Origin of the sequence: Salinimonas chungwhensis DSM 16280, from assembly GCF_000378185.1 — a bacterium.
Taxonomy (GTDB): Bacteria; Pseudomonadota; Gammaproteobacteria; order Enterobacterales; family Alteromonadaceae; genus Alteromonas; species Alteromonas chungwhensis.
This window is the reverse complement of sequence record NZ_KB899376.1, coordinates 791196-803584: the sequence shown is the minus strand read 5'-3', so window position 1 is coordinate 803584 and position 12389 is coordinate 791196. Positions and strand designations below refer to the sequence as shown.

At 49.4% G+C, this 12389-nt stretch carries 6 protein-coding genes; 5 read left to right on the top strand and 1 reads right to left on the bottom strand.

The window, feature by feature from the left end; translation table 11 throughout:
* The first annotated feature begins 116 nt into the window (after positions 1-116).
* A complete protein-coding gene (locus F458_RS0103635; protein ID WP_018982019.1) occupies positions 117-1793 on the top strand; it encodes an AMP-binding protein in 1677 nt (558 codons plus the stop codon).
* Between the two features lie 92 nt (positions 1794-1885).
* A complete protein-coding gene (locus tag F458_RS0103630; RefSeq protein ID WP_018982018.1) occupies positions 1886-2251 on the top strand; it encodes a hypothetical protein in 366 nt (121 codons plus the stop codon).
* 38 nt (positions 2252-2289) lie between these two features.
* Here F458_RS0103630 and F458_RS0103625 read toward each other — a convergent pair whose 3' ends face one another.
* On the bottom strand, positions 2290-2943 hold the full coding sequence (locus tag F458_RS0103625) for a dUTP diphosphatase (protein ID WP_018982017.1): 654 nt from the start codon (positions 2941-2943) through the stop codon (positions 2290-2292).
* A gap of 387 nt (positions 2944-3330) precedes the next feature.
* On the opposite strand from F458_RS0103625, the gene recC reads away from it, so the two are divergent.
* Genes recC through recD form a run of 3 tightly spaced genes read left to right on the top strand, consistent with a single transcriptional unit; the run spans position 3331 to position 12103 of the window.
* Positions 3331-6648 (top strand): exodeoxyribonuclease V subunit gamma, encoded by a 3318-nt coding sequence (recC, locus tag F458_RS18985; protein ID WP_018982016.1) that lies wholly within the window; start codon positions 3331-3333, stop codon positions 6646-6648.
* A complete protein-coding gene (recB, locus tag F458_RS18980) occupies positions 6645-10241 on the top strand; it encodes an exodeoxyribonuclease V subunit beta (protein WP_018982015.1) in 3597 nt (1198 codons plus the stop codon). Before recC ends, recB begins: the two co-directional genes overlap by 4 nt.
* On the top strand, positions 10241-12103 hold the full coding sequence (gene recD / locus F458_RS0103610; protein ID WP_018982014.1) for an exodeoxyribonuclease V subunit alpha: 1863 nt from the start codon (positions 10241-10243) through the stop codon (positions 12101-12103). Before recB ends, recD begins: the two co-directional genes overlap by 1 nt.
* Positions 12104-12389 lie beyond the last annotated feature (286 nt).

The window sequence follows — 12389 nt, the reverse complement described above, 5'->3', positions numbered from 1 at the left end:
TAAAGCTTATTCAGTAATATATAAAGGAATTATGCGAATCTGCTTGAGTGATAAAACCTGCTTATTATATATTTGTAAAAATTGCGTAAATAACGTTACACGAAAAAGGAATGCTTATGCCTCTGGATCTCGCTAATGAAACCATTACCGATGTGAACGAAACACCGGTAACAATGCTTTACAAATGGGAGCGCGAGCGGCCGGATGAAGTATTCTTAAATCAGCCCCGTGACGGGCAAATGGATACTTATACATGGCGGCGGGTGGCTGCAGAAGCGCGTTGTGTGGCAGCGCGACTAAACAGTATGAATTTGGCGCCAAACAGTCGTATTGCCATTTTTGCAAAAAATAGTGCGGAGTGGTTCATCTGCGACCTGGGTATAATGATGGCCGGTCATGTGTCGGTGCCAATTTTCGGGTCGGCCGGAAAAAATACCATTGAGTACGTGCTTCGCCATGCTGATGTCAAGTTGGTTTTTGTGGGTAAACTCGATAATCCGGAAGAGCAGATCCCGGCAATACCTGAGCATTATCACACCGTATATTTCCCCTATGACGGCATTAGCGGCACTCAGTCCTGGCAAGACTTTCTTGATTGTGAACCGATGAGTTCTTCGCCAGAACCCAATCCCGGTTCAATGATGACCATTATTTATACCTCCGGCAGCACTGGTCAGCCCAAAGGCGTGGTGCACACCTACCAGACGATTTGCTGGGCAGCAAAAAACTCACTAATTCCATTGTCAGTGGTTCATAGTGATCGACTGATGAGTTACCTGCCGCTGGCCCATATTACTGAACGTGTGTTGGTCGAACTGGCTGCCTTTTATTCAGCGCCACAGATTTATTTTGTTGAATCGCTGGAGACTTTTCAGCGCGATGTACAAACCTGTGAACCTACCTTATTTATATCAGTGCCCAGATTATGGACTAAGTTTCAGATGGGGGTGCTGGCAAAAATCCCTCAAAAGCGTCTTAACTTTCTACTTTCAGTGCCTGTTGTTAAAGGCCTCATTGCAAAAAAAATCAGACAGGGGCTGGGCTTAGATAAAGCACGCTTTTGGGCAAGTGGGTCTGCGCCGCTGGCCCCGGCAGTTATTCGCTGGTTTCATTCCATAGGTATAAATATTTCCGAAGGCTGGGGGATGACAGAAAACAGCGCTTACGGCACCGCCAGCCTGCCGTTTCGCGAAGATAAAATCGGGACAATTGGTAAAGCGTATGATGGTGTTGATATCCGAATCTCCGATGACAGCGAAATTCAGGTAAAATCACCATGTAACATGATCGAGTATTATTTGGAGCCCGAAAAAACACTCGAAGCCATGACTACCGACGGGTATCTGAAAACGGGTGACAAAGGCGCTATGGATAGTGAAGGATTTATTCGCATCACGGGCAGATTAAAAGACATTTTTAAAACCGAAAAAGGCAAATATGTCACCCCTGCGCCTATCGAGGCCGCGTTCATGGAAAACCCGCTTATCGAGCAGGTTTGTGTAACCGGAACGAATTTACCCCAGCCTATCGCGCTTTTAGTACTTAGTGAATCTGCTGAAAACCAGGACAGAGGGGATGTTGAAAGTTCACTCAAAACTACGTTGGAACAGATTAATCGCGAACTGGAAAGTCATCAGCGCGTTGACCACGTGGTGGTACTGGATGAGCCGTGGACGATAGAAAACGGATTGTTAACGCCGACGCTGAAAGTTAAACGCCATGTGCTTGAATCGCGCTACGAAGACCTTATACAAGCAAGATTTGACAGCAAAGTAGAATTTATCGATATGTAAGAGCCTGACCGGATTATTGTTTTGTTTTAACCTGGAGTAATGCATGAATGTGTATTAGTCTGTATAAATAATAACCACTCAGGTTCGTACTCATGAAATCAATTACAGTGGCGGTGTTGGGATGGTGCGTAATGACAGCACCTGGTTTTGCAACGGGCAGTTTTGAACAATCGGCGCAAAATTTGTGCGGTAAAATTCAACAATGCGCCTATAAGGAAATGGGCACCCAGGAAAACATCACGCCACAGATCCGAAGCATGATTGAAGGTGTCGTTGATTCTATGTGCGACCAGTACCTGGCACAAACAAATGCCGTGCAGCCAGGTGAAGCCCAACAAGCGGCGGTCGCGTGTCTTGATTCGCTGGCGGCGTTAAGTTGTGAGGTTTTACAAAGTGGCCAGCCGGCTACCGATGCATGCAACAAATTTGAGACAATGGCAGAAAAGTACAGCCAGTAAACTCAGGCCGGCGGCCGCTGACCCGGGTAACTGCTAATTTATGCAGGGTAGCGAAGACGCAGCCCTTCATAAACGTTGTCAGAGTAATCATCACTGTGCATATCAAGGGTTTGTAATACTTCTACCAGGTGTTCGTTATCTTCACGATCCTGCCAAACCTTAGTGTATGTGCCGTCTTTATAACCATGATCCTGACGGAAAAAGTTGAGAACATTTTTACCCACATATTGACGATACAGCTCGTCTGAGGACAGTTCGCACTGCGAGGCAATAAACACAAACAGCGGCACGCTAAAGCGTTTTGCCGCGCACAGACCTGCCATCAGCTCCAGATTTTCCAGTAAAGTCTGTTGGCTGAATTGATATGTTTTACCATCAAAGCTTACGCTGGTGACAGATTGCGCCAATTCTTCAGACAGATCTGCGGCGGATTGATCGATATCACCGTTATACCGGATGATGATATCTGACAACGCAAAGTGCCAGATATCTACCAGCTCCATTTGCAACTGGGCAATATCCTTATTCTGGGCCTTCCACCATTTCCAGCCATGATGTTCAATAGCTTCTACCGACTCGACCATCGCTGCCCGTAAAAACCCATATCCGGCATTTAGCCATTCAGGATTGACCCTGGTATTCATTTTATCCTGAAGTGTGAGCATCGTTGCGATTTGTGGTTGTGACAGCATGATAATTTTCCTGATTTATAACTTTCGCAATTGTACCTAACCCCGCCAGGCCTTAAAAGCGAGATCTTATGCGATAATCAATTCAAATGCGCCAGACTGGTGCGCCATGCACCATAATGTTTGCATTATTCCGCCAAGAAATTGTATTTAATTTTTAAGTGTATGATTTTAAATTATTTATAAGTTGTATCTCGCGAGAGTGCGCTGGCATAGTTTCTGAATAAGCTATTGTGTTATCTGAGTAACATCACAACGCAGACGGTGGTGGCATGCCAGGCAACGTGCCATTACCGTGTTGTGATGCTAATCGTAACTCTGCCCGTACAAATTTTTCGTGTCCTGAGGTTTGTGCGGGCTTTTTTTATCTGCCTGGATGTCATGATTTAAATGCCTTACTATGGCAGAAAAACCAAAAAGACATTTCAATTGCTTGCCCTTTATCCCTCAAATAAACTTGAACATTTAAGCTATTTACTTAGTGCTTTGCTTCAGCAGCAGCCAGGGCCGGTGCTACAGCCAGAAACGATTCTGGTGGAAAGTCCTGGCATGCAACATTGGCTGAATATGCAGTTTGCCCGTCAGCAGGGCATTGCTATGAATTTCCAATTTCCGCTACCCACCCGATTCATGTGGAATACGGCCCGCGCAGTGCTTGGCGAGGATAAGGTGCCGCAGCAGTCTGCTTACCGGCGTGAGGTGCTGGTGTGGCGTATTGACCGGCTGATACAAAGCGACAGTTTTTGTAACTTACCGCAGGCAGAACCGGTGTGTCGCTACTGGCAGCACGTAGAGTCAGTAGAGGAGCAGGGCGCCCGACGGTTGCAGTTTGCAGTCGCCCTGGCGGATGTACTCGAACAGTATCAACTTTACCGGCCCCAATGGCTGTTTAACTGGGAAGCAGGGGAGACTAACTGTCAGGACAGTGAGGAAGAGAGGTGGCAGGCGGAAATATGGCGGATGTTGGTTGCAGAAACGCCAATGCACCCGGCCAGACTCCACCAGGAGGCCGTTGAAGCACTGCATTCAAAGGGCTGTGATAATCTGCCACCAAGAGTTATCGTGTTCGCTATCAATACGATGGCACCTCAGCTGGTGCAATTTTTTGATGCGCTGGCTCATCATACCGATATTCATATTTTTCATCTAAACCCGTCAGTAAGTTACTGGGGTGAGGCAAAAAGTGATCGCGAGCGCGCCCGAATACTGCGGGAGCAGGGCATTGCGCAGTGGCGGGATAATACGCTGGATAACCCTTTACTGGGTAACTTGGGTCAGCAGGGTCGCGACCTGTTTAATTTGCTTACAGATTTAGAAACATTTGAAGTCAGCGCGTTTGATACCGATCCGCCGCAGGAGCAGGGACAAACAACGAATTTGCTGCATCAGATTCATCAGGACATTTTGCATGGTCAGTCTCCCGACGGTAGCTTTGCAGCTGCTGAATCGGACGACAGCGTGCTGGTGGTAAGTGCTCATAGCGCGCTTCGTGAGGTACAGGGATTACATGATAATCTGTTGTACCTGATGCAACAGGATCCGTCTATCACACCGTCGGATGTTGTGGTTATGTGCCCGGCGATTGAAGATTATGCACCGTTAATTGATGCGGTTTTTCATCGGGTAGGAACGGCGTCGCCGCAACGGCAGACCCCGCCGCGTATTGTTTGCTCCATTGCCGACCGTTCTCCGCTGGATGCCGATCCGCTTATAGCAGCTTTTATCAGCCTGTTAAGTCTGCCAGACAGCCGGTTTGAAGTGACCAAAATCATGGATTATTTGCGCCTTGATGCGATTAGAACAAAGTTTGATATGCATCCTGATGACCTGGATTTAATGCAGTTCTGGCTGGAACAAGCGCATGTTCACTGGGGTGTGGATGCCGAACACAAAAAACAGGTTACAGAAAATGCGGCCACGCAGTCTATGTTCAGTTGGTACTGGGGACTGGAGCGGCTATTGGTTGGTATGGCACTCAACGATGAAGCACAATTGACCGCAGATATGCTTAGTGTACCTCACGTGGAAGGTCAGCAGAGTATTGTGCTGGGCAAACTTATTGCCCTGATTGAACGGCTCCGGCATTTTGCCCGGCACATGACAACATACCGAAGCGCTGAGCAATGGCACACTTTTCTTACCGAGCTCAGGCAAGCCTGTTTTACCCCATCGGCTGACCAGATCGACAGCTGGGAGAGTATCGGTAAGGCAACGTCTGATCTTGCAGCCCACTGCGCTGAAGCTGGCTACACAGGCATGCTGTCCCTAAGACAGATCAGAGATATTCTTATTCGCCGCTTTTCTTCACCGGATGCCGGCAATCACTTTTTAACCGGGCAGGTCACATTCTGTTCTATGCTGCCTATGCGCAGTATTCCTTTTCGGGTAGTTTGTATTCTGGGCCTCAACGATGGCGATTTTCCGCGCCAGGCAACCCCGGTGAGTATCGATTTGATGGCTGATATGCCACGTCAGCGAGGAGATCGTTCCCGTCGTCTGGAGGATCGTTACCTGTTTCTGGAAGCCATTATTTCAGCGCGTTCACATCTGTATCTGAGTTATCAGGCGAATAGTGCGCAGGATAACAGTGAGCGCCAACCCAGCCTTGTCTTGCAGGAGTTATTAAGGATGCTCACTGCCGGATATAACTTCGACCAACATCATATTAAGCGATTATCTTTACATCCATTTAGCGTTTCTGCATTTAACCGCAGCCGGCCAGGATTTGAGCAGGGCTGGTTGCGTCTGGCGCAGGCTATTGTCGGTGATACTGGCCAAAAAGTTGAGCCAATCCAACCGCTGGACGCAGCCAGGGTGCCGGAGCAGCTTGATGCGGCCGGGCTGGCCCGCTGTTTATGTCAGCCGTTACGCTATTTCGCCAGTCAGCAACTGGGGCTTTATCTTGATAGCGAGGCGCCGGTATTAAATGACGCCGAGCCTTTTGGTGAAAGTGCGCTGACCCGTTACCAGATGCTTCATTCTCTGGTCGGACAAAGCCTGGAACAGGCATCGACAGAACCGCTGCTTGATGCTGCCAGACGCAGCGGTGAGCTACCCGCTACACCTCTTACCGATACATTACTGGATAATTATCTTGCTGGCACGCAACTGCTGACAGAAGCGATAGACTGGCCATCTGGTAAGTTGCAGGAAATGCAATTTTCATCCTCGGCTGGTGATATTGCTACCACGGCTCAGGTAACTGATAACAAACTGATGCAGTGGCACTGCGGCAGTCAGAATACCAAACGTAAGCTTGAGCAGTTTCTAAGCCTGTTGATTTTCAACGCAGCCGGTGTCGTGCTACCTCTTGAAGTTTGTTTTCTGACCTGGCCGGGGGGGCAACCTGTCCCCAGAAAGGCGATATTGAGCCCGTTAGAACCCGATGCCGCCAAAGACCTGCTTAATATGTATGCAGATATCTTTCAACAGATAAATCAGGCGCCGGTACCTTGTTATGCCGATGTGGCTATCACCATGATTAAAAAAGCCAAAACAGTGACACTCAAGGAGTGGGCGCAGGATAGCGATGCGCGGTTTGAGTGGCAGAAACTGTGGCAGGGCAGTGTGGCTGCTCCGGGCATTAAAGATGATGCGTATGCGCGCTGGTTCTATCCCGCAGGTATAGAGTTGGCAGATCTGCCCCTTGAGCAAATGGAAACGCTTTTCCGCCCCATGCACAATAATTATAAAGAGAAGAAAGTATGAGCGAAACGGACCCCAATCGCAGCCAGCCGCTGGATGTAGTGACTTTGCCGTTACAGGGCCGCCATCTCATCGAAGCCAGTGCCGGTACCGGCAAAACCTTTAATATCACCCGGCTTTATCTACGGCTTTTGCTGGAAAAGAAGCTTAATGTACAACAAATCCTGGTAATGACATTTACCAATGCCGCAACAGAAGAAATTCGGGGCCGCATTGCTCAAACGCTCGATCAGGCACTACAATACTGGCAGGCGAAACGAACCGATCAGCCTGTAACTGAGGATCCGGTCTTTAGTCGTCTGTATGACCATCATCCTGGTGAAGAGGCCGAACACGTTTTACAAGCCGCGCTACTTGAGCTTGACGATGCCTCGGTATATACCATTCATGGTTTTTGCAACCGAATCCTGGGCGAGCTGGCTTTCTCGGGTGGCGCGGCAATGAAACTGGTGCTGCAAACAGACACCCGAGAGCTGTATCTGCAGGCCACACGCGACTGGATCCGCAGACAATCAGATGCGCCTGAGGCATACAGGTTATTAGCTGCGGCAGGTTGGCATATTCCCACCCAATTTCTGGCTACGTTTGAGCGCTCCATCCGCAGTGGCCTGGTTCCGACTGTTGTCACAGAACAGCAGATTGAAGACGCCACCGCAGCTGCCTTAAAAGAGCATGAAAAGTCACTCGCGCCTGCTTTTGCAGATGTGCTGAGTGAACTTAGTAGCCACTATTCGATGCTTGCCCAAGCATTAATCGATAACGATAAAGATGTTGCGCTGCGGGAACAGCAATATGCTGAAATTATAAAGTGGCTAACGGACGCAAAATTAACGCTGGCGCCCGCCGAGTTAGGAAAATTTACCCATGGCAACCGGATGCGGGGCAAAGATGAGGTAAAAACCCTGCTGGCGCCTTTAAAAGAGTTAAGTGCAACCGTAAAATCGAAAATCGAGTCAGTGACAAAGCAGCAAACCAGTCAGCGCGAACTGGCGCCCTCCCTTGTAGTAGCGGCACAAGCTTTCAGTTTTATTCGGGCACATGTCGCCCGGCAAAAAGCCCAGCAGGGTATTGTGGATTTTGATGATCTGATAAGCATACTGGCTGAGCAGGTTGATAAGCCTGATACGGACCTTGCCCGGGCACTCAGAAAAAAATTTCCCGCTGCGCTCATAGATGAGTTTCAGGATACTGATGCCAGTCAGTATCAAATTCTTTCCAATGTTTATATACCCGGCAGTGACAATGAAATACTTTTGATGATAGGTGATCCCAAGCAGGCAATATACGGGTTTCGTGGCGGTGATATTTTTACTTACCTGGAAGCCGGTAAAAGCGCAGACTACCGCTGGATGATGGACACTAACTATCGCTCTGTGGCGGGAATGGTAAATAGCTATAACCGGCTTTTTTATGGTGCACCTTTAACCAAAACGGCAGCGCCTGTGTTTGGCTTCGGTATCCACTATGAGCCGGTCAAAGCCTCACCTTACGCAAAAGCAAACAGCATGCTATTGGCCGATCCGGCCACCGACAGGGCGCCCCTTACCTATGCAATACTTGATCGTGATGATCAGGATGACCCACCAGCTAAAGGTGTATTGCAACAACAGCTTGCCAACTGGATCGCTCAGGAGATTGTGCGACTGCTGGACGAGGCCACATTAGGAAACGACGCGCTTGCGCCACAGGATATCGCTGTGTTAGTCAGAAGTAATCATGAAGCCAGTGTTGTTCAAAACGCGCTTAAAAAAGCGGGGCTGGCATCTGTATTTCTAAGTAACCGTGAAAATCTGTTTGCCGCCAGTGAAGCGCAGGATCTTTATCGGGTACTTGATGGAATCTGGCATCCTGGTGATCACAGCCGGTTATGCGCAGCCCTTAGCAGCCCCTTGTTTGGCCTGTCCCATCAGACATTGGTGGATTTGCTGTATCATGAAAATGACCAGCTTTGGGAAACGGTGATGGACAAGGTCAGCCTGCTTCGCAGAATGTGGCAACAACGCGGCTGCATGACGTTGATCCTGTTTTTGCTAGAAGATAGTTTTCACGCAAACGGTGACGATCTTGAACGTAAACTGACTAACTACCTTCACCTGGCTGAAGTTCTGGAGCGTGAAGCGGCAACCCGGGCCCAACCGGAACAGTTGCTTATCTGGCTTCACCGACAGATAAGCGAGCCGGCGTTTGCTGATGAACACATTCAGCGGCTGGAAAGTGATGCACACCTTATTCAGCTAATTACCCAACATGGGGCCAAAGGGCTCGAATACCCGGTGGTATTTATTCCTTTTGCCAGTGACTACCGGGACCCGGTAAAAGTCGGTAACCGACCGGTTCAGCTCTTTCGTTATTACGATGACCAGACGCAGGCGCTGACTCTGCAATTCGGCGCCACTGAGCAGGCCACAAAGCGGGTCACTGAAGAAGCTGATGCCGAAGCAATGCGGTTATTGTATGTGGCTATTACCCGTGCTGCCCATCGCTGCTACCTGGGTATCGCACCATTTGATAATCATCACAAATCCCCGTTAGCCCGTGCCGTGGGCCTTGATGAAAATGGCACCTGGCAGCAGGCAGTCAACGATGTTGCTAACGAAGCCGACACGGATACATGTTACATAGACGTTGCAGCTGCCGATAATAATAAATATGCAGCAAACACCAGCCAGGCGTTGCCTGCACTGTCTGTAGATACCTTTACCGGAAAAGCCAGTGAAGCATGGCGGCTCTATTCATTTTCTGCCATGGCGCGAAAAGACCGTGTGGTAAACCAGCAGCGACGAGAACTGGAATGGTCAGAGAATACTACTGCACCGCCCACCAGTCAGGCGATGCGCTTTAGTTTCCAAAAGGGCGCTGCGGCAGGTAACCTGCTGCACGACATTCTCGAACTTATTGATTTTGAACAGCCCGACTGGCATGACAAAACGCATAATTCGGTGACGCAGATGGTGCAGCTGTTCGGTCTGGATACGCCTCAAAGCGAAGCACTTTACGCATGGCTGGATGAAGTGCTTTTGACCCCACTGAATGATGACGGCTTGTCCTTAGCCAGCCTGACGCGTTGCGCGACACTGCGGGAGGCTGAGTTTTATTTTCCCATGAGCGGCGTGAGCCAACAGGCGTTGAATCAATTTCTGGCTGATTATCGAAAAGAACAGGACCACAATGCTCAATTTTTTCCAGCCTTTGACACCCACCAGTTAGAAGGCATGATGCATGGTTTCATTGATCTAATCTTTGAGCATGATGGCCGCTATTTTGTGGCTGATTATAAGTCCACCTACCTGGGCGAAAATTATCAGCATTATTTACCCGAAGCACTGCGGTTTAATAATCAACAGCATTTATATGATTTGCAGTATTTGATTTACAGTGTAGCGCTGCACCGCTATCTGCAAAATCACTTGCCTGGATACACCCCGCAGACGCACTTTGGCGGTGTTTACTATCTTTATCTTCGGGGTATGCATCCGGATAATCTGGCGCAACAAGGCGTCTACTTCACCCGGTTGTCACCGTCAAACCTGACCGCGTTGGATGCAATTTTCGCAAGTCAGAGCGTTGTCAAACCAGTCAGGGAGAAGGCGGACTGATGCAGCAAATAGTGTACAAAGAAATTTTCGAAAAACTGGCTGGCGTCGCCTTGATTGATGGATATTTTGCGTCTCAGTTTAGCGCCGACCTGGAAGAACCAGATCGCTGTGAATGGTTTATGATACTAGTGGCTTTATCCTGGCATCAGCGCCAGGGTCACACTTGTCTAGATATCAGCATATTGGCAAATAAACATCTTTTTCATGACAGTGAAGAGGCATTACCCGGCTGGCAGTTTACTGATGCTGATACATTGGCAGCATGTATTGAAAATGGCCTGCAACATTGTGCCTACCATGAGGCGATGCGGTGGTTTTCGCCGCGCTTGTATACTCTTCGCTACTGGCAGTTTGAGAGCGAAATCGCGTCTGCCTTAAAAGCCAGAATTTCGCCTGTGTTGCTTAATGAAAAGCAGTACGCGCAGCTGAGTCGAATCTGGCCGGTTTTATTTCCGCCGTCGGCGGCCAGCGAACAAGACTGGCAGCAGATAGCCACAGCGGCTGCATTGCTGCAACGTTTTACTATTATCAATGGTGGGCCGGGAACGGGGAAAACGTATACCGTAACCCGATTGCTGCTGGCCCTGCAGTGTGCCAGTAATTGTGGCTTAACCATACAGTTAGCTGCCCCGACAGGAAAAGCTGCGCAGCGCATGAATGAGTCTGTCTCAGCGGCCCTTAACCAGCTGCGGGCTGACTTGCCTGTGCAGCTTGCAGATGCGATATCTACCGATGCAGTCACTTTGCACCGGTTACTGGGAATTTCCCGCTATGGTGTGCAAGTCCGCCGAGGCAGCGCAAATCAGCTGCGCTGTGACGTTCTTATCATTGATGAAGCATCCATGATTGATGTGGCTTTGATGGCCCGGGTTTTGCGCGCCTTGCCTGAAACAGCTTCATTAATTCTGGTCGGCGATGCTGATCAGCTTCCCGCAGTCGAATCCGGTAATGTATTAGAAGCACTTATTGATGACAGTAGTTGTGAACACATCAGCCCACGACTTTTCAGGCATCTGACAACACTGTGCCCACAGTTACCAGTGCCGGACGTTGAAGATGGGGCCCGTGATTATGTCAAAACACTGCAGACAAGTCGTCGCTTTGCCGGTGATCTGGCCGAAGTGGCGAAAGGTGTTCGTAGCAACGACGCTGAGACTGCGTGGGCGGTGATAGACCCGATCAGTGAAAACCGACTGGATGAGGTGTTTAATAATGAAGGTGTTGTCCAACTCCTGCCGGTTTTGTTTGAGCAGCAACTGGCCAGCCTGGCCCGCCGCAGCTTTGGTAGCATAAATAAAAGTAACACACCTGAACAGGCTCTGACGGCAATGCAGGCCTGTCGTTGGCTGACGCCGACGCGTCGGGGCCCGTTCGGTGTAGAACAACTCAATGCTTCTATCCAGCAGGCGCTGGGTATAAAGCTATCCAACCAACTGGCTTTACATTATAAGGGCAGGCCGATAATGGTAACGGAAAATAATTATGCTCAGCGGCTTTTTAACGGTGATGTGGGGATTATCTGGCCGGATGAAGCACGCCAGTTAAAGGCCTGGTTTGAGACAGAAACGGGTTTGCGCAGTGTAAGCCTGAGCCGCCTGCCTGCGGTGGAAACGGTTTACGCGATGACAGTGCATAAGTCTCAGGGGTCGGAGTTTGACCATGTGATGATGATCATACCACCGCCACTAAGTAGCAATATGGATGCGTTAAATACTCGTGAATTGCTTTATACAGGCCTGACCCGGGCTAAAACACGTTGCACGCTGGTAACCACAAAAAGTCAGTTTGAGCAGGTTGTGGCAAACCGCATCCAGCGTCACTCAGGCCTCCGTTTTGTGATGCAGTCTCTGCCGTCTACTTAGCCTCTGGCGGGCTCATTGGTATGGCAGAAAAGCAAAACAGCGCGCCAGGCATCCGCAGATGTTCGCAGCGCACAACGCAAAGTGTTTGTGTTGCCTGCAGGACGAGGTTGTCGAAGGAAAAATAAGTCTTTGGCGACGCTGGCAAACCGCGCAAAAACAGGTTTTCACATGTCTCATGGGCTAGCCAGCCCAGGGTCTCATTTGCTGAGACCTTCGTCAGACGGTTTGAAAAGCATTTTTCATGCAGCGTCACTGACGCGCCAAAAACTGGTTTTTCTGCAATAAG

What these genes read in the sequence shown, in the direction of transcription:
- F458_RS0103635 (WP_018982019.1), top strand. Translation starts at nt 117, where the DNA reads ATGCCTCTGGATCTCGCTAATGAAACCATTACCGATGTGAACGAAACA.
- F458_RS0103630 (WP_018982018.1), top strand. Translation starts at nt 1,886, where the DNA reads ATGAAATCAATTACAGTGGCGGTGTTGGGATGGTGCGTAATGACAGCA.
- F458_RS0103625 (WP_018982017.1), bottom strand. Translation starts at nt 2,943, where the DNA reads ATGCTGTCACAACCACAAATCGCAACGATGCTCACACTTCAGGATAAA.
- recC (WP_018982016.1), top strand. Translation starts at nt 3,331, where the DNA reads ATGCCTTACTATGGCAGAAAAACCAAAAAGACATTTCAATTGCTTGCC.
- recB (WP_018982015.1), top strand. Translation starts at nt 6,645, where the DNA reads ATGAGCGAAACGGACCCCAATCGCAGCCAGCCGCTGGATGTAGTGACT.
- recD (WP_018982014.1), top strand. Translation starts at nt 10,241, where the DNA reads ATGCAGCAAATAGTGTACAAAGAAATTTTCGAAAAACTGGCTGGCGTC.